Here is an 18,030-nt window from a genome sequence, read left to right on the forward strand (position 1 = left end):
GACGATCACGGCCGCGAAAGGTAGCATGGGCAACGTGACGCAGACCCCCATGCGGCCTGCCGAGGCCGGTTCAGCCGCATCCGTGCCCGCCGACAGCAGCCCGGACAGCACCCGCCGCCCCGCCCGGAGGCCGGACCTGTCCGGCACCGGCCGCAACCTCGAGGGGCACCGCTGGATCAGCCGTCCCGGCGAGGCGTTCGACGTCGGGGACCTGACAGAGCGGCTGATCGGCAACATCCGCAGCTGGCGCGACTATCCGCCCTCGCTGCGCCTGTGGTTCTGGCTCATCCCGGCCCTCACCGCGGTGCTCGGCGGAATCCTGCGCTTCGTCCGGCTGGACACCCCGCACAACCTGGTGTTCGACGAGACCTACTACGTCAAGGACGGCTACTCCCTCCTGGTCAGCGGCTACGAGCGCGCTTGGCCGGACAAGGCCAACGACTCCTTCATCGCGGGCAACCCCGGGGTACTGCTGGACAGCCCCGAGTACGTGGTCCACCCGCCGGTGGGCAAGTGGATGATCGCCGCCGGGATGTGGCTTTTCGGCCCGGAAAACCCGTTCGGGTGGCGCTTCGGGGCCGCCCTGACCGGCACCCTTTCCATCTTCCTGCTCGCCCTGATCGCGCAGAAGCTTTTCCGCTCGCTCACCCTGGGCGCCGTGGCCGGGGTGCTGCTGGCGGTGGACGGCCACCACCTCGTCATGTCCCGCACCTCGCTGCTGGACATCTTCCTGATGTTCTGGATCCTCGCCGCCTTCGGCGCGCTGCTGATGGACCGCGACGACGGCCGCCGCCGGCTCGCGAAGCGGCTCGGCAGGCAGGCCGCGGCCTCCGCCGAGGGGCGTCCCTCCCGGCTGCGGCTTGCCGCCGGACCGTGGCTGGGGATCCGCTGGTGGCGACTGGCCGCCGGCGTCTGCCTCGGCCTCGCGGTCGGCACCAAATGGTCCGCCCTGTTCTTCCTGGCCGGCTTCGGGCTGATGACGGTGCTGTGGGACCTCAGCGCGCGCCGGATCGCCGGCGTGCACGGCTGGATCACCGGCGGCATCCTCAAGGACGGCATCGGCGCCTTCCTGAGCATCGTCCCGGTCGCGGGCCTGGTCTACCTGGCCACCTGGGCCGGCTGGTTCCGCTCCAGCAACGCGTATTTCCGGCACTGGGCCGAAACCAACCCTTCGGCACAGTGGGGCTGGCTGCCCGATTCACTCCGTTCGCTGGCCCACTACCACCTCGAGGCCTACAAATTCCATCAGGGCCTGAGCGCGGACCACCCCTACGAGGCGAGCGCCTGGAGCTGGCTGGTGCTGGGCCGGCCGACGTCGTTCTTCTATGAGTCGTCCAAGCAGGGAACGGCCGGCTGTGAGCTGCCCAGTTGCACCTCGGCCATCCTCTCGGTCGGCAACCCGCTGATCTGGTGGAGCGCGGCGGTCTGCCTCGGCATCCTGCTCTTCTGGTGGGCGGGCCGGCGCGACTGGCGCGCCGGGGCCATCCTGGCCGCCGTAGGCGCCGGCTACCTGCCGTGGTTCATGTACCCGGAACGCACCATGTTCTTCTTCTATGCGGTGTCCTTCGAACCGTTCCTGGTGCTGGCCCTCGTGTACTGCCTGGGGCTGGTCCTGGGCCGGCGCACCGACCCGCTCTGGCGGCGCCGCTCCGGCCTCCTACTCGTCGCGCTGTTTGTCGTCGCGGCCGTGCTGCTCTCGGCGTTCTTCTACCCGGTGTGGACCGCGGAACTGATTACGTACCAGGACTGGCGCCTGCGGATGTGGATGCCGTCCTGGATCTAGGGCAGGATTACTAGCGGAGCCCGCGTCCGCCGGGCCGCGGACCGGAACGGGAGATACGGGTTGTGAGAGAAGCTAGCACCGGACTGCTCGTCGAGCTGGATCCGGAAAGCAATGTAACGGACCTGCTGCTGGAGCAGCACGCCAAGGATCCGGTACATGCGCTCTATGCCCGCAAGGGCCCCGCCGGCTGGACCGACATTCCGGCGCAGCAATTCCTGGACCAGGTCAAGGCCCTGGCCAAGGGGCTGATCGCCGGCGGACTCACTCCGGGCGAGACGGTCGCCGTCATGTCCGCCACCCGGTACGAATGGACCGTGGTGGACTTCGCCATCTGGTTCGCCGGCGGCGTCACCGTCCCCATCTACGAGACCTCCTCCGCCAGCCAGGTTGAGTGGATCCTGCACGACTCCGGCGCCCGCCGCGTCTTCGTCGAGGACCAGGCGAAGGCCACGCTGGTGCAGGGCGTCCTGGACGGCTCGGGGCTGCTGGCGGGCCGGGTGCTCGGCGTCGTCCGGATGGACTACGACGGCGCAGCGCCGAACCTTGCCAGCCTGGCTGCCGCCGGCACAGGCGTCAGCGACGCCGAGCTGGAGCGGCAGCGCTCGGCGGCCGGCCTCGCCGATGTGGCCTCCCTGGTTTACACCTCCGGCACCACGGGCCGGCCCAAGGGCTGCGAAATCACGCACGGCAACTTCGCCCTCGTCGCGAAGAACATCGTCCTGTTCCTGCCGGAGATCCTGCTGCAGCCCCACCCCCGGACGCTGATGTTCCTCCCGCTGGCCCACGTCCTGGCCCGCGCCGTGCAGGTGATCTGCCTCAGTGCCGGGACCACGCTGGGCCACACCTCCAACGCCAAGGAACTGCTGGAGGACCTCGGCGCGTTCCAGCCGACCTTCCTGCTCGTCGTGCCCCGGATCTTTGAGAAGGTCTATGCCGGCGCCGCGCACAAAGCGGCGCTGGCCGGCAAGGGCCGCCTCTTCGAGGCCGCCGCCGCCGTCGCCGTCGACTACTCAAAGGCGCTCGACGCCGCCGCCCGCGGCGAGGGCGCCGGTCCCGGCTGGCTCCTGCGCGCCAAGCACGGCGTCTTCGACCGGGTGTTGTACCCGAAACTGCGGCAGGCGTTCGGCGGCCGCCTGGGCTACACCGTCTCCGGGGCCAGCCCGCTCAGCGCCCACGACGCGCACTTCTTCCGCGGCGCCGGCGTACCGGTGCTCGAAGGCTACGGCCTGACCGAAACGACGGCGCCGTGCACGGCCAACACCCCGACCCGCACCAAAGTGGGGACCGTGGGCATCCCGGTGCCCGGCACCACCATCAGGATCGCCGACGACGGCGAGATCCTGGTCAAGGGCATCGGCGTCTTCAAGGGCTACCACGCCAACGAGGCGGCCAACGCCGAAGCGTTCGTCGACGGGTTTTTCCGCACCGGCGACCTCGGCTCCCTCGACGCCGACGGCTTCCTAACCATCACGGGGCGGAAGAAGGACCTGCTGGTCACCGCGGGCGGAAAGAACGTGGCACCCGGCCCGCTGGAGGAGAAGATCCGCGAGCACCAGCTGGTGGCGCAGGCGGTGGTGGTCGGTGACGGGCGGCCGTTTGTGTCAGCCCTGGTCAACCTGGACCCGGAGGGCCTCGAGAACTGGTGTGCCGCGCAGCGCATTCCCGTCATGGGCGCCACGGAGGCGGCGGCCAACGAGCAGGTCCGGGCCGCCATCCAGGCCGCCGTCGACGATGCCAACGCCTTGGTGTCCAAGGCGGAGTCGATCCGCACCTTCGTGGTGCTGGACGCCGATTTCACGGTCGAGTCCGGGCATCTAACGCCGTCCCTGAAGCTCAAGCGGTCCGCCGTCGTTCGTGATTTCCAGGACCACATCAACCGGATCTACGGCTAGGGACGCGGCGCCCCGGCGCGGCGCGGCGCACGCAAAAGCGGCCGGCACTCTCGTGCCGGCCGCTTTTTGTGTCTCCAGGTTTCCGGGCTTAGGAGGCGCCCTCGCGGCGCCCGGCTGCTCCCTCATTGCTGCCGGCGTCGGTTCCGGTGTCTGCGTCGCGGCCGGCCGGGCCCTCGACGGCGCCGTTCCGGCTGCGCTTGAAGCGGCGGCCCTTGAGCTCGGCCGGATCCGCGGCGCCGTCCCCGGCGTCCTCCGCGGCTGAGGCATTCCGGACCCGGGGTGGCAGTCCGCGGCGTTTGCGGGTCGGCCAGGTGAGGATCAGCGTGAGCAGGGCCGCCAGCAGGACGAGGGCGCCGATCACAATCCCGGCGTCAACCCAGAACTGGCCCGGGAACAGCCGGATCAGGGTGTCCTGCAGGGAGAAGGTCCAGGTGCCGTTGGCGAAGAAGATGCGGTGGAACTCGGTGAAGAACTGCTCCCAGCCCAGCACCGCGAGCACGCCCAGGCCGACGATGATCACGAGCGTGACAATGGAACCGGCGAACAGGCCACGGCGGACTCCCCCGGTGCTGCGCCGGCGCAGGTACAGAATGGCAACCAGGCTGAGCACCACCAGCAGGGCACCGGCTCCGAAGGCGGAGAGGATGACGAGCTTGACGTCGGCCATGTGGCTAACTTCGCCGTCCTTGAAAAGCGGCTCCCCGGCGCGGTTCACGAGCTCGCCGAGGTAGCGCGGGCCGGACCAGTTGCTCAGGTAGTCGACAGCGTAGGAGCCGTAGGTCATCCGGTCGTCGGTGTTGAAGCCGTAGCCGTCCCCCGGGAAGCCCGGGCGGTTGTACTCCACCCAGAGGAACAGCGGGCTGGTCACGGCGCGGACGGCCAGGACCAGGAGGATGACCGGGTAGCAGACCGCGAGCAGGACCTGCATCACCCGGGGGGCGACCGGCTTGGCGTTGGCGGCATGTTCGCGCTCGGCGTTGCGGCGTTCCACCTCTTCGCGCGGCGGCCGGACCTGCAGGGCCGAGGTGGGCAGCGACTCGTTGACCTCTTCCGTGCCGGCCGTGCCGGCAGCGGCTGTGCCGGCAGCGGTTGCGCCGGTCCCGGCCGCGCCGGCGGGCGTGGCTGCGCTGGCCGCGGCGTCGTCGGCTGCCTTCCGTTCGGCGCGCCGACCCTGGCGTTCACCGACGGCCGGGGCTCCGGCCCGATCCACCGGACCCGGCGCCGCCGCGGTGCGCTCGGCGTCCGGCGCCGCGGCGGTCCGCTCAGCGTCCGACACCTGGCCGGTCCGCTCAGCGTCCGGAGTCGCCTCGTTGCGCTCAGTCTCGGGAGCTCCGGAGGCTGCATCGGACCGCTTGCCCGCGCCGGCCGGCTTCATCCACTCGAAGGCAGGCTCGCCGGCGTCATCGGCAGAATCCAGGTCCGGATCCTGTCGATTCGGAGGGGTGGGACTTTTTTCGGTCACTGCAGCTTCGCTTCCGTAGGTTTCCGCGCCGCCGGGCCTTGGGCCGGCAACGCCACATATCTGACACCGAGCCTACCGTCAGGGCCTCAGCCCCGGCGAGGTGCCACCCCGTGACCGGGCGGATTCAGGCGGAAATTTCGGCGTAACCGGCGTCCCGGCTGCCGAGGTCACCGGTGGCGCCGGAACGGTGCGCCCGCCCGCCAAACACCAGCACGTACGCCCAGTACGCGGCCAGGACGGCGGCGCCGATGGTGATCTTGGCCCACACCGGAAGATCGCTTGGCGTCACATAACCTTCAACCACGCCCGACACCAGCAGCACCAGAACCAGGCCGAGGGCCACCGTGATGAGCGATCGGCCCTCGGCTGCGAGCGCCTGCGCGCGGCGGCGCGGCCCCGGCGCCACCACTGCCCAGAAGATCCGCAGCCCTGCCGCGCAGGCCACGAAGACTGCCGTCAGTTCCATCAGCCCGTGCGGGAGGATGTAGCTGAAGAACACGTCGAGCTTCCCTGCGTCGGCGAAGACCCCGGCGGCGACGCCGACACCCTGGGCATTGCCGATCAGGATCATCGGGACCCAGAACCCGGTGATGCCCAGCGCCACGGCCTGAGCGGCGATCCAGGCGTTGTTGGTCCAGACCAGGCCGGCGAAGGACGCGGCGGGATTCTCGGAGTAGTAGTTGATGAAGTCCTGCTCCACGTAGCGGCGGACCTCGGCATCCGAGCCCAGGGCGCGCAGGGCCTCCGGGGAGTTGCCGATCCAGAGGGCATAGGCCGCGGCGATCAGGCAGAACGCGAGCCCGCACCAGGCGGTCAGCCAGCGGACCCGGTAGAGGGCGGCGGGCAGCGCGACGACGAAGAACTGGGCGAGGTCCTCCATGAAGTTGGATCTCGCGCCGGTGAAGCGGGTGCGGGCCTGCGCGAGGGTGGCGGACAGCGCGGCGGAGAGCCCGCTCTCGGGCGCCACGGACCGCAGCAGCGAAAGGTCGGCCGATGCGCCCTGGTAGAGCCGCAGCAGCTCGTCGGCGTCGGTCCCGCTGAGCCTGCGCTGGTGCGCCAGCGCGTGCAGCCGCGCCCATTTGTCCCCGTTCACCAGGGAGAACGCCTCGATGTCCACGGCACCACCCTAGCGCCAGGTGGTTAGACTGTGCCTGATTGGCAGACGAGTGGGGGTCCGGGTTGAGTTCGATCATCACAGGCGAGGGCGTCGTCCTTGAGCTGCGGCCGGCGTCGTTCGCCGCCCGGGCGCTGGGGCTGCTGCTGGACGTCCTGGCACACACCGCAGTTCTCTGGGGCCTGCTGGTGGTAGTCGGCGCCGCCGCCCCCGAGCTGGACCGCGCCGCCATGGGCGCCCTGGTCACCGTCGTCGTCGTCTTCTGCTTCGTGGTGCTGCCCGTCACGGTGGAAACCCTCAGCCGCGGCCTGTCGCTGGGGAAGCTGGCCACCGGCCTGCGGATCGTGCGTGACGACGGCGGCGCGATCCGTTTCCGGCATGCCCTGATCCGGGGGCTGATAGGTTTCCTCGAGATTTACGCGACGCTGGGCGGCCTGGCGATCGCCGTCGCGCTTTTCAACGGCAAGTCCAAGCGCCTCGGTGACCTGGTGGCGGGCACCTATGCGCTGCGGCGGCGGGTGCAGGCCGAGGCGCCCGTCCTGCACAGTGTGCCGTTCCTGCTGCAGCCGTGGGTGTCGCTCGCGGACATTGGCCGGATTCCGGACGCCGCGGCCCGCCGAGCCTCGCTCTTCATCCGCCAGGCCCACCGCATGTCCCCCGGCTCCAGGGTGGCGATGGCGCAGTCGCTGGCCACCGAGCTTGCGGCGCACGTCGCTCCCCCGCCGCCGGCCGGAACCGGGCCGGAGGAATACCTGGCCGCGGTGCTGGGCGAACGGAGCCGCCGCGAACTGGACCGCCTGCGGCTCACCCGGGAACGCAACGCGCGCCTCGGCGCACGGCTTGGTCGGCTGCCGCACCAGCGGGGCCGCTGACCGTCCTGCGGCCGCGGAGGCTCAGGCCCTGCCGGTCGCGGGGCTCAGCGTTTGCCGTACTGGGCCCAGGGGATGTTCCAGTCGCCGAAGCCTTCCAGCGGCTCCACCGGCGCCGCCCCCGTGTTCAGGGTCTGCACCACGTCGCCGGTCTTCATGTTGGTGAAGAACCACTCGGCGTCCGCCGGGAGCAGTCCGACGCAGCCGTGCGAGACGTTGAACCGGCCCACCGCACCCCACGCGGACTCCAGCGCCTGGTGGACGTAGACGCCCGACGACGTCAGCCGGTTGGCGTACTCGACCGTCAGCGGCGGATAGTAGCCTTTGTCGCCGGGCTTGAGGCCGATGCTGCCGGCGTTGAATTTGGAGCGGCGTTCCTGCTCCATGATGACGGCGTAGCCGGAGGGTGAGAGCCAGTCCTCGCCGCCCAGGGTGACCGGTGCGGTCTTGACCAGCCGGCCGTCGAAGTAGACCTTCATCGTCTTCGTGATGTCGTCCACGACGGCGAGCCGCTGCGTTCCCACCTTGTAGGACACCGGGACGTTCGAGTTGCCGACCATGCCATTGCCGAAGTCAACGCCGAACAGTTTCAGGTCCACGGTGATCCGGCTGTTGGCGGCCCAGAAGCTCTCCGGCCGGATCCGGACGCGCCGGTCCGAGTACCAGCGCCAGGCGACGGCCTGGCCGGAGGAGACGGTGACCTTCACGGCCTTCTCCATGGCCGCCTTGTTGATGACCGGCTCGCTGAACACGATCTCGATGGGCTGCCCGGCGCCGATGGTGCTGCCGCCCCGCGGATAGACCGCGGCATCGGCTTCGTTGGCCGCGCCGACGGTCGAGAAGCTTTGAACCTTTTTCGTCTCCCGGCCGGCCAGATCCACGATCGTGAAGCTGTACCGGTACCGGGTGTCGAACTCCAGGGGGTCCCCGGCGGTCCAGGTGGAGCCGTCCGCACTGATGGTGCCGGGGACCGGCGCGCCGCCGGATTCGGACTGCAGCACCACGTCTTTGACCACCCCGTTGACGGCTTTGACCGAGGGCAGGACGGCCGGATTGACCTCCCGGGCACCGTCGAGCGGCGTTACTCCGAGTTCAACGGCCTTCACGACAGGCGCAACCAGGCCCGAGACGTTGCGCATCGGCGACGCCGATTCCGAGGGCAGGTCGCTGTCCGCCCAGACCGGGCCGGTGGCGACGCCGATCCCGCCGGCACCGATGGCGAGGCAGATCCCGGCCACGGCCAGCATCTTGCCGGTACGTCTACCGCTCTTCCCTTGCCTTAACGTCTTGTCCATCCCGCATCCCCCAACTGCATTTCCCCCATTGCAAGTCCCCCGGCGCCCCGGCTCAGTTCGCGTACTTCGCCCAGGGGATGTTCCAGTCCCCGAAGCCGTCGTCGTACGCCGCGTAGTCGCCGTCGGTGTTGACCACCTGGACCACGTCTCCGGTCGTCATGTTGTCGAAGACCCACTTGGCACCGGCCGGTCCCAGGCCGACGCAGCCGTGCGAGAGGTTCACCTTGCCGATGTAGGGCATCGCGGAGGCCGTGGCCTGGTGGATGAACTCGCCGCTGGGGGTCAGTCGTGTGGCGTAATTGACGTCGAGCTGCCCGTAGTAGGCCGGGTCGCCCGGTTTGAGGCCGATGGTGCGGGCGTCCATGTGCTCCACCCGGTATTTCTCCATCAGCACCAGGTAGCCGCGCGCCGACGGGAACCGGGTGTCCCCCATGGTCGCGGGCCACCGCCCGACTTGCCGGTCGTTGATCGAGGCGGTGAAGGTGTGCGCCCTGGCATCCGCCACGGCGACCTTCTTGTCGCCAATGTGGACCGTGACCGACTTATTGAAGTTGCCGACCTGGCCCCTGCCCAGGTTGACGCCAAAGAGCTTGATGTCCATGGTGATGGTGCTGTTGGCCGCCCAGAAATTCTGCGGCCGGTACCGGACCATGGTGTTGCTGAACCAGTGGAAGTCCCCGACCTGGCCCGAGGTGGAGCTGATCTTGATTGCCTTCTCGACGGCGGCGCGGTTCAATACCGGCTCGCTGAAGGTGAGCTGGAGCGGCTGCGCGACGCCCACCTTCATGCCGTCCAGCGGATAGATGGCCGCATCCGCCTCGTTGGCGGTGGTCACCGTGGTGAAGCTGCGGGTGTTCTCGGTCGATCGTCCCGCGCCGTCAACCACGGAGTAGCTGTAGCTGTAGCGGGTGTTGAATTCCAGCGGCCCGGAGGAGGCCCAGCTGGAACCGTCGGCGCTGAGCGTCCCCTCCACGGACTGGCCCGTCTCGCTTGTCAGGGCCGCCCGCTCAATCCGGCCGTTGCCCACTTTCAGGGTGACCGGCGCGGCCGGGTTGACCTGCACGGCAGCGTCGGCGGGAGCGGCGGCGAGCTGGAGCGGCGGCACCACCGGGAAGGCCAGGCCTTGGGTCGATCGCTCCGGCGATCCTGCTTCGGAGGCAAAGGAGGCATGTGCCAGGGGTCCGGCCGCGGCAAAGACTCCGCCGCCGGCTGCCAAGGCGCACACGGCTGCCAGCACGGCGGCTTTCCGGCCGGTGCTCCAGCTTTTCGGGGCGATCACAATACAGGTCCTTCCAGACGTTACCTTGAAAGCATAAACGAATTTCCGGTGCGGCCCGCCGTGGCCAGCGCCACGATACGGTCACAAAAGGGGCCCCGGACGGCAAGTCCGGGGCCCCTTTGGCATGCAGTGTTGCGTTTAGTAGCGGTAGTGCTCCGGCTTGTACGGGCCGGCGGCGTCGAGGTCCAGGTAGGCAGCCTGTTCCTTGGTCAGCTCGGTCAGTTGCACGCCGAGGGCGCCGAGGTGTAGTCGGGCCACCTTCTCGTCGAGGATCTTCGGCAGCACGTAAACCTGCTTTTCGTACTCGCGCTCACCCTCCGGCTGGCCCGCCTTGGTGAACAGTTCGATCTGCGCGATGGTCTGGTTGGCGAAGGAGTTGCTCATCACGAAGGAGGGGTGCCCGGTCGCGTTGCCGAGGTTCAGCAGGCGGCCCTCGGACAGGACGATGATGGAGCGCTCTTCCGCAGTCCCGGCGTCGAAGACCCACTCGTGCACCTGCGGCTTGATCTCGACCTTCTTGATGCCGGGGATCCGGGCCAGCCCGGCCATGTCGATCTCGTTGTCGAAGTGGCCGATGTTGCCCACGATCGCCTTGTCGCGCATCCCGGCCATGTGCTCGGCCATGATGACGTCCTTGTTGCCCGTGGTGGTGATGAAGATGTGGCCTTCGGCCAGCACGCTCTCGAGCGTGGCCACCTGGTAGCCGTCCATCGCCGCCTGCAGCGCGCAGATCGGGTCGATTTCGGTGACGATCACGCGCGAGCCCTGGCCTCGGAACGCCTCCGCGGCGCCCTTGCCGACGTCGCCGTACCCGCATACGACGGCGACCTTGCCGCCCATCAGCACGTCGGTGGCTCGGTTGATGCCGTCCGGGAGCGAGTGGCGGATGCCGTACTTGTTGTCGAACTTGCTCTTGGTGACGGAGTCGTTGACGTTGATCGCCGGGAACAACAGCTTGCCCTGCTCGGCGAGCTGGTAGAGACGGTGGACGCCCGTGGTGGTCTCCTCGGTTACGCCGAGCAGGCGCGAGCCGATCCGGGTCCACTTCTGCGGGTCCTTCTGCAGCGAGGCGCGCAGCACCTCGAGGAAGACGCGGCCCTCCTCGGACTCATCGTCGCCTGCTGCCGGCACCGCGCCGAGGGCTTCGAATTCCGCGCCCTTGTGCACCAGCATGGTGGCGTCGCCGCCGTCGTCGAGGATCATATTGGGGCCCAGGTCCGGGTTGCTGTCCGCGCCGGGCCAGGTCAGGATCTGCTCGGCCGTCCACCAGTATTCCTCGAGCGTCTCGCCCTTCCAGGCGAACACCGGAACGCCCTGCGGGTCCTCGACGGTGCCCTGCCCGACCACTACGGCGGCTGCGGCCTCATTCTGGGTGGAGAAGATGTTGCAGGAAGCCCAGCGGACCTCCGCGCCGAGGGCGGTGAGGGTCTCGATCAGCACGGCCGTCTGCACCGTCATGTGCAGGGAGCCGGCGATCCGGGCACCCTTCAGCGGCTGGCTCGCGCCGAACTCCTCGCGCAGGGACATCAGCCCGGGCATCTCGTGCTCCGCGAGGCGGATCTGGTGCCGGCCGGCCTCGGCCAGCGAAATGTCGGCAATTTTGTAGTCGAAAGTCATGGGGATCCTTTGTGGTAGCCGGAATATAGCTGAAGGGACTGCAAGTGGTTCGGTGCCGGGGCGCCCGCCGATGGGTCGGCCGCGGTTATTCCGTCCGCCTCCCGCGCCGGAGGGCGGGACTACTCTGCCGCGTGGCGGGGCGCGCCGTCGTGACGGCCGCCGTCGTGCTGATCGGAGGAGGCGGCGGTGGCAGCGGCCAGCAGCTCCGGCGGCAGCAGCAGCGGGATGCCGTCCTCGATCGTGTAGCGCAGCTTCTGCCCGTTCGAGCCGGGTGACGCGGCGACGAGCTCTTCGCCCTCCTGCACCAGGGCTGAGCCGGTCACGGGGCAGCGCAGGACAGACAACAGTTCGGGACTGATCAGTGGCATGGTGAAGGCTCCCTGGGGGCGACGCCGCTGGCGCCGGTGGCGTACGGAAATTTCAGTTCCCAGCCTACCGCCAGTTCGCGGCTCAGGAGGGTTCGCGCAGGACGCGCAGATGCCCGCGGCGCGTACCGTCGGCGGCGGCCGGGGCTTCGAGAGCCGGATGCGCGGCACGCTGGCCCTGGGCGGGCTCCGCGGCTGCGGGCCGGGCGGCGGCCTCGCGGACCGCATGGGCCAGGGCCAGCAGGTCGTCGGGGCCGGGACCGGCCGGGGTGGCCGGCATCGCGAGCCTCAGGACTTCCCAGCCCCGCGGGACGGTCAGGGTACCGGCGTGCTGCTCGCAAAGGTCGTAGCAGTGCGGCTCGGCGTAGGTGGCCAGCGGGCCGAGGACTGCGGTGGAGTCGGCATACACGTACGTCAAAGTAGCCACCGCCGAATTCCGGCAGGCGGACCTTGAACACTGACGAATTGCACCCACGACATCACAGACTACTCCCCCACGTCCCCGCTCCCGCGCATTGAAACGCCCGTACGGCCCCGGGGCGGTGCGTCCAGGGCAGCCGGCGGTGTCCGGCGGCCTGCGACGGCGGGTCGCGACGGCCGCCATATCGCAGAAATCAGGCGCCGGGTTTAGAGTCAAGATATGCAGTCATCGCACCATGATCCCGGCTTTACGGTCCGGTTGGCTGACCCCGGCGACGGCGGCACCGCCAAGGGGAAGAGCTTCCGGCAACGTCGCAGGAACCGTCACGGCCGCGGCCTGCGCGGCGAGCTGATGCTCCCGACGCTGCCCGGCTACCGGACACGTTCGGACCGCTTCGATGACTTTGTCCTGGATTCGGCCCAGCGCCTGCACGATATCTGGGGGAAGCCGCTGGACGGGGTCCGTTTTGCGGTCGAGGAAATTCCGCCCGGACTCGAAAAGCTCGTAGCCGACGGCACCCCGGCGCCGATGGGCTCCTACTCACCGGCGACGGCGGAGGAGGGCCCGGTGATCACGCTTTACCGGCGGGTTGTGGAGCAGGCCTGCGGCAGCCGCGAAGAACTCCAGGACCTCGTGCATGACGTGGTGGTGGAGCGTACCGCGGAGATGCTCGGCGTCCCGCCCGAGTCGCTGGACCCGGTGTACCGCCGCCGCTATTAGGACGCCGTTGCTGAGAGCTGGCCGTGCCGGCTAGTACCCGAGGGTGACCGCGATCTGTTCCTGGCCGGCCGGGCCGGGTGTAACCGGGATGCTGGCGATGTCGGACCTGCCGCCCTGCTGGAGCATTACGGCCCCGTAGGCCGCATCCCCCGCCGCCGAGACCAGGTACCCCACCAGCGGCGAGCCACCCACCTCCCCGGGCACTTTGACGGAAGCGGTGGTTCCGCCGGCGATGTCCATCGTGGCGGCGGTGCGGACCTTGCCGTCGGCGGTGATCGGCGTGTACGAGATCTTGGCGCGGCCTTCCGGCGCGCCGAACATCAGGAACCGCTCGCCCGTCCGGGGCACCGGAACCACGTGCTGGCTTCCGAGCCTCGCCGAAGACGGCGCCCAGGCTAAATCGGCGGCTTCCTCGGCCCTGAGCCCGCGGGTGACCCGGGCCGCGGCGGCGAAGGAAACGTCCGAGCTGGCCGCGACCGTGTAGTGCCCCGCCGGGACGCCCGCGAGGGAGACCTCGGTGACGGCGCCCGCCCTGGCGGTGACCACGCCGCCGCCGGGCAGGGCCTTCTGGCCGTCTCGGCCGAAAAGTTTCACTTCCACCACGGCGTCCGCGGCGCCGGGGACGGTGATCTGCAGGGCGGGTTTGGCGTCGGCAAAGCCGGTTTTGGCGCCCAGCGCCGCCAGCGCGTCCGGGTTCTGGATATCGATGCCGGAGATGACCTGGCGGGTCGCGGGGGCCGTTCCCGGCGAAATGAAATCCACCCCGCCGGGGGTCAGCCCGCGGAGCACGCTTTGCTGGATGACGGCCGCGACGGGGCCGCCGGTGCTGCGCACCCGCACGCTCAGCTGGTTCTGCCCGGGCGCCAGGCCGGCCAGGATGATGGACCGGGTGCTGCCCGGCGCGACCAGCAGCCCGCGGCTTCCGGGGGCCTGGATGGGGCCTTTGGCGCCGAAGAGATCCAGGCCGACGGTAGCCGGCGTGCCGGAGGCGTTGCTGAGGTTCAGCACGGCGGTCCGGCCGAGGGCGGTGTTCGCCCCGACCAGCCACAGGTCGTTGGCCGGACGCTGGCAGGCGGCGGCAGCCGCGCCGCGGAGGTCCCCGTCATCAGCCGTGTAGCTCATCACGGCCCCGGCCGAGGGCTGCTGGTTTTCTTGCGCATCCGCGCTGAGCACACTGACGGCGTCGACAGCGCGCTGCGACACGACGCCGGCCTGCAGCGCCGATGCTGGAGCGCCCGGGGCCGGGCTCGCAGTCGGCGCCGCGGCTGCAGGGGTGGCCTTCGCAAGTTCCACCAGCCGGCTGCCGGTAAGCGCGGCGAGCCGGCTCCCGGGAAGTGCGCCGGTGCTGGAGCTGATGACGACGGCGTTGACCGCACTCTTCGCGGTCGCCGATTCCGGGCTGAACTGCGGATCGGTGCCGACGGGCGTGCCTTCGAGCAGCCGCGCAGGTCCGGGGCAGATGCCCACGCTGCTGCCGGCCGGAACCGCGGCCAGCGGCGCCTCCAGCGGCCGGCTGCCGGGGACCTGCGGGGCGAGTGCGGTTGCCGCGACCAGGCCGCCGCCGGCGGCGACAAGCACTGCGGCGGACAGGACTCCCCCGACGGTCCTCGAGAGGCTCTTCAGCCGGGCCAAGGCGGGAACCCCGGTGCGGGCCGTGCGCGGCTGGGCGCCGCGTGCGCTTCTGTCCCGCTTGCTCTCAACCGCCGGGGTCTGGGACTGCTTGGCCGGTTCGGGCCGTTCCGGAGGCGTTACGGCCCCATGGGTGTCATGCATGCTGATGTTCCTTACGCAGGGAGCCTTCGTCCCTGGAGAGCCCGGTGTTCGGACGGCGGGCAGGCATGGGAATGGCCAGCAGGATAGTCAGGCCGATCACGACGGCCTGGACGATTCCGGTCCAGAGGGCCCACGGGTTTTCGTAGCGGATGCTGAGCTGGCCGCCCTGGGCCGGCAGGGTAAACGCCTGCGCCCAGTCTGCGGTGGTGGCGGTCAGGCGCCGGCCATCGAGCCAGGCGCTCCAGCCCGGATCGGCCCGGTCGGCAAGGACCACCAGCCGGCCTTCCGGCCCGGCCGGCACGGCCGCATCGGCGGCGACCACCCCGGCCGGCAGCAGCCCGATGGTGGTGCCGGCAGCGTTGACGACCCGCACGCGGTGCGCGACGTCGGCGGCCTTGGCTACCGTCTCGTTCAGCGAGCTGATCCGCCACAGCCAGCCGACGTCGGTCTGGCCGACGGCCACGAGGCCGGGAACGGCGTCCAGCCGGCTGGCCGTCAGTTCCGCCGAGCTGTCGCTGGCCTCCAGGACGACGAAGCCGACGCCGAGCTGCTCCAGCTGCCGGCGGGGGTCCACGCCCTGGCCGGCGGCAATCGTGGCGACCACGCTGCGCAGGGAAGCCGCGACGGCGTCGTCGTCCCGGACCGTTTCCTTGCCCGGTTCGCCCATCACCGGACGGGCGGAGGCGACGGCGGACAGCTCGTCCAGCCTGGTGCCGTCACCCCGCATGAGTGCGGCCGCGAACGTTCCGTCCTCCTTGGCGGAGAGGACCAGGGTCCGGGTCTGTTCCGGTCCCTCGCCACGGTCGATGGCCGTCGCCGGGAGCGTGCGGGCCTTGGTGGCCTGGACCAGCCGGCGGGTGCCGAGCGCACCATTGCCACGGTCAGCGTTGGTGTCCGCATCCGCCCCCGCGATGCTGCCGGGGGCGGCATCTGACGCGTCCCCGCTCGGGGCGGCGGCGGCCGGGGGCGGGTCGGACTGCAGCACGTTGTGTGCGGCCCACGCGGCGAGCCCGGCCAGCGGCCCGGCGAGCAGGAGCACCGTTGCGGTGACGGCGGTGCCGCGGATGAGGATTTTGCGAACCAAAAATGCGCGGCCCGGTGTGGCTGCAGCGGACGCGTCGGCGGCGTCGAGGACGGCTTCGGCACCGAGCAGCGCCGCCCCCAGCAGCGCGAACGCCGCCGCCGATACCGTCGGCCCGGTGAAAGGGGTGACCAGAACGTCGGCGCTGGCGCCGGTGGCGACGTGCCCGGCCAGCCAGCCGCCCGCCAGCATCAGCACGGCGGCGGCCCAGAAACTGCGGGCCAGCCGCGGCCGCCGGCCCGTTCCGCGCCGGCCCGGGAGGAAGAGCGCGGTGAGGGCCAGCAGCACGAGGGGCAGGCCGAACAGCAGTGCCAGCAGCAGCGCCCACGGCACGGCCCCCGGCCCGAAGACCGTCAGTCCGGCCAGGCCGGCGCCGGACTCGAAGCGCAGCGGCTGGCCCAGCGCCTGCTGCCAAAGCGGCGCGGCGTCGAAGCCCAGCGGCAGGCCCGGGTCTGCCAGCAGGGCGCGCGGACGGTCCAGGGCAGAGAGGGCAAAGGGAAGGAACAGGGCAAGGCTGGGAAGCAGCGACCACCAGACGGTGCGCCCGCGGCCTCGCAGCAGCACGCCGCACAGGATGACGACGGTGAAGGAGGGCAGCAGCAGCGACGGTGCCGCCGCGGTAACGACTGCCAGCGCCAGTCCCGCCGCGGCTGCCGCGGTCCACGACGGTGTGCCGTTGATTCCGGGCTTGGCGGGAGGCGTCTCGGTGAAGCGCCGCTCGCCCGGCGCCGGGACGGCGTAGCGTCCGCGGCCCGGGACGGAGCCGGTGGCGCGAAGCAGGGCCAGGACGAGCAACGGCATCATCACGTGCGCAACGAGCGCGCCGAGGCGGCCCTGGTTGAGTGCCACCTGGAGGGCGGGAGCGCCGGCCCAAATGAGTGCGGCAATAAGCCGTAGCCTGCGCCGGCGGGTCAGGGCACCGGCGGCGAACCAAGCCCCCAGCCCGGACAACGGCATGGCCAGCACCAGCAGCCAGGCCACGGCACCGTTGGTGTTGCCGGCGCCAAGGACGCCGAGCACCCAGAGTACGTAGCCGAACGGGTCGCCGTGGCCCGGCAGGCCCGCACCGAGGGCAATCCACCAGCCCGAAGCATGGGTCCAGATGTCGCCCAGGCGGGTCGAGACCGGGATCAGCGCCCCGCCGGTGACTGCGTCGGCGCGGAATAGGCTCAACAGTCCGACCACGGAGGCCGCGGCGGTGAGTAGCAGCGCCAGCAGGGCGCCGTTTCCCGCCCAGCCGCGCCCGGTGGTGTCCAGGGCGGCGAAGTCGTCGGCGGAATCACCGCTGGGCTGTTCGGCCAGCGGGTCGTGCCTGGACGGCGCGTCGGTATCGTCCGATCCAAGGGCTTCCATCAGCGAACGCCGGTGCGCCCAGACCTCGCGCCGCGGCGTCTGCAGCCCCTTGATGACGGAGCGCCGGATGCGCCGTGTGCGGGCCGCGTTGCGCCGGCCGCGGTACACGGCTGCGGGCCTCCCGAGGGCGCCAAGGGTTGCCAGCAGCTGGGAGAATCCGTGGCCGGGGTCCTTGACGGCGATGCTGAGGACAAGTTTGAAGAGGCTGCCCAGCAGGGCGCCAGCGGCGTGCAGCGGAACCTTCCAGGCCGAGGCGTGCTTGAGCCGCAGGTGGACCTGGGCCTTGCGGGCCGCCGTCGCGTTGCCCTGGGCGTGCGGCCGGTGCGACACGTGGAAGATCCGGGCGCTCGGGACCACCACCACGCGGTGGCCGGCGAGCCGGTTGCGCCAGCAGAAGTCGACGTCGTCGCCGCTGCCCGGAAGGGCAGGGTCGAAGCCGCGGAGGTCCTCCCAGACGTCGCGGCGCACCAGCATGCCGGCCGAGTTGACGGCAAAGGTGTCGCTGCGGCCGTCGTACTGGCCCTGGTCGAGTTCGTCGGCTTCGATCAGCGTCAGGCGCTCGGCCCAGCGGCTGGTGGAAAGTCCGACGTCGATCAGCCGGCGGCCGGCGTGCCAGTCCAGCTGCTTGCAGCCGGCCACGGTGACCGAGGGCGCCCGTTCCACGGCGTGCAAGAGCTCGGCAAGGGCCTCGGGAGCCGGCGCGGCGTCGTCGTGCAGCAGCCAGATCCATTCGGAGGCGGCGTGCCCGGCGTCCCCGCGCCAGGGCGCGAGCGCCTTCAGTCCGGCCTGGACGGCACCGCCCAGGCCGGTCCTGGCCTGGTCGAAGACGGTGACGTTGGCTTTGCCGAGCGCCTGCTCAAGCAGTGCCGCCGAGTGGTCGCGTGATCCGGTGTCGATCCCGATGACTGCATCCGCCGGACGGGTCTGCGCCGCCAATGCCGCCAGGGTCCTGGGGAGATAGTCACCGCCGTTGTGGGCTACCACAACGGCGGTGACTCGTACTTCT

The 18,030-nt window shown here is 70.5% G+C and carries 13 protein-coding genes; 4 read left to right on the forward strand and 9 right to left on the reverse strand.

What is annotated here, in order from left to right:
• The first annotated feature begins 25 nt into the window (after positions 1 to 25).
• Together HNO80_RS10450 and HNO80_RS10455 are read left to right on the forward strand one after the other, a co-directional pair.
• Positions 26 to 1,783 (forward strand): dolichyl-phosphate-mannose--protein mannosyltransferase, encoded by a 1,758-nt coding sequence (locus HNO80_RS10450; RefSeq protein ID WP_175322791.1) that lies wholly within the window; start codon positions 26 to 28, stop codon positions 1,781 to 1,783.
• 62 nt (positions 1,784 to 1,845) lie between these two features.
• Complete coding sequence (locus HNO80_RS10455; RefSeq protein ID WP_175322792.1) at positions 1,846 to 3,675, forward strand: AMP-dependent synthetase/ligase; 1,830 nt, start codon at positions 1,846 to 1,848, stop codon at positions 3,673 to 3,675.
• A gap of 88 nt (positions 3,676 to 3,763) precedes the next feature.
• Here the strand turns inward: HNO80_RS10455 and HNO80_RS10460 are convergent, their stop codons facing one another.
• Both HNO80_RS10460 and HNO80_RS10465 read right to left on the reverse strand, forming a co-directional pair.
• The gene (locus HNO80_RS10460) at positions 3,764 to 5,137 is read right to left on the reverse strand and encodes a TIGR01906 family membrane protein (RefSeq protein WP_175322793.1); all 1,374 of its coding nucleotides are present in this window, start codon (positions 5,135 to 5,137) and stop codon (positions 3,764 to 3,766) included.
• A 124-nt stretch (positions 5,138 to 5,261) separates the two neighbouring features.
• Positions 5,262 to 6,254, reverse strand: coding sequence for a stage II sporulation protein M (locus HNO80_RS10465; RefSeq protein WP_175322794.1), 993 nt, complete (start codon positions 6,252 to 6,254; stop codon positions 5,262 to 5,264).
• Between the two features lie 62 nt (positions 6,255 to 6,316).
• On the opposite strand from HNO80_RS10465, the gene HNO80_RS10470 reads away from it, so the two are divergent.
• Positions 6,317 to 7,123 carry an RDD family protein gene (locus HNO80_RS10470; RefSeq protein WP_175322843.1) on the forward strand — a complete coding sequence of 269 codons (807 nt, stop codon included), beginning with the start codon at positions 6,317 to 6,319 and terminating at the stop codon, positions 7,121 to 7,123.
• A gap of 44 nt (positions 7,124 to 7,167) precedes the next feature.
• On the opposite strand, the gene HNO80_RS10475 is transcribed toward HNO80_RS10470, so the two are convergent.
• The 5 genes from HNO80_RS10475 to HNO80_RS17955 form a co-directional block, all read right to left on the reverse strand.
• Positions 7,168 to 8,367, reverse strand: coding sequence for a L,D-transpeptidase (locus HNO80_RS10475; RefSeq protein ID WP_249777292.1), 1,200 nt, complete (start codon positions 8,365 to 8,367; stop codon positions 7,168 to 7,170).
• Positions 8,368 to 8,467: 100 nt separating this feature from the next.
• Positions 8,468 to 9,691 carry a L,D-transpeptidase gene (locus HNO80_RS10480; protein WP_175322844.1) on the reverse strand — a complete coding sequence of 408 codons (1,224 nt, stop codon included), beginning with the start codon at positions 9,689 to 9,691 and terminating at the stop codon, positions 8,468 to 8,470.
• Positions 9,692 to 9,832: 141 nt separating this feature from the next.
• Positions 9,833 to 11,311 carry an adenosylhomocysteinase gene (ahcY, locus tag HNO80_RS10485; protein ID WP_175322796.1) on the reverse strand — a complete coding sequence of 493 codons (1,479 nt, stop codon included), beginning with the start codon at positions 11,309 to 11,311 and terminating at the stop codon, positions 9,833 to 9,835.
• 119 nt (positions 11,312 to 11,430) lie between these two features.
• Positions 11,431 to 11,679, reverse strand: a complete 249-nt coding sequence (locus HNO80_RS10490) for a Trm112 family protein (RefSeq protein WP_175322797.1) — start codon at positions 11,677 to 11,679, stop codon at positions 11,431 to 11,433.
• A gap of 82 nt (positions 11,680 to 11,761) precedes the next feature.
• Positions 11,762 to 12,151 (reverse strand): DUF3499 domain-containing protein, encoded by a 390-nt coding sequence (locus HNO80_RS17955; protein ID WP_175322798.1) that lies wholly within the window; start codon positions 12,149 to 12,151, stop codon positions 11,762 to 11,764.
• A 165-nt stretch (positions 12,152 to 12,316) separates the two neighbouring features.
• On the opposite strand from HNO80_RS17955, the gene HNO80_RS10500 reads away from it, so the two are divergent.
• Entirely contained in the window at positions 12,317 to 12,817 is a 501-nt protein-coding gene (locus HNO80_RS10500) for a metallopeptidase family protein (RefSeq protein WP_175322799.1), read from the forward strand.
• Positions 12,818 to 12,847: 30 nt separating this feature from the next.
• Here the strand turns inward: HNO80_RS10500 and HNO80_RS10505 are convergent, their stop codons facing one another.
• Positions 12,848 to 14,590: a DUF5719 family protein gene (locus HNO80_RS10505; protein WP_175322800.1), complete on the reverse strand. Its 1,743-nt coding sequence runs from the start codon at positions 14,588 to 14,590 to the stop codon at positions 12,848 to 12,850.
• Positions 14,583 to 18,008, reverse strand: a complete 3,426-nt coding sequence (locus tag HNO80_RS10510; protein ID WP_175322801.1) for a glycosyltransferase family 2 protein — start codon at positions 18,006 to 18,008, stop codon at positions 14,583 to 14,585. The genes HNO80_RS10505 and HNO80_RS10510 overlap by 8 nt, the downstream gene beginning before the upstream one ends.
• Positions 18,009 to 18,030 lie beyond the last annotated feature (22 nt).

The sequence above is a fragment of the Arthrobacter sp. C9C5 genome (assembly GCF_013359735.1).
GTDB lineage: Bacteria > Actinomycetota > Actinomycetes > Actinomycetales > Micrococcaceae > Arthrobacter.

Excerpts from the sequence above, each read along its gene's own strand:
- ahcY (WP_175322796.1), bottom strand. The coding sequence starts at position 11,311 with ATGACTTTCGACTACAAAATTGCCGACATTTCGCTGGCCGAGGCCGGC.
- HNO80_RS10475 (WP_249777292.1), bottom strand. The coding sequence starts at position 8,367 with ATGCTGGCCGTGGCCGGGATCTGCCTCGCCATCGGTGCCGGCGGGATC.
- HNO80_RS10505 (WP_175322800.1), bottom strand. The coding sequence starts at position 14,590 with ATGCATGACACCCATGGGGCCGTAACGCCTCCGGAACGGCCCGAACCG.
- HNO80_RS10490 (WP_175322797.1), bottom strand. The coding sequence starts at position 11,679 with ATGCCACTGATCAGTCCCGAACTGTTGTCTGTCCTGCGCTGCCCCGTG.
- HNO80_RS10450 (WP_175322791.1), top strand. The coding sequence starts at position 26 with ATGGGCAACGTGACGCAGACCCCCATGCGGCCTGCCGAGGCCGGTTCA.
- HNO80_RS10500 (WP_175322799.1), top strand. The coding sequence starts at position 12,317 with ATGCAGTCATCGCACCATGATCCCGGCTTTACGGTCCGGTTGGCTGAC.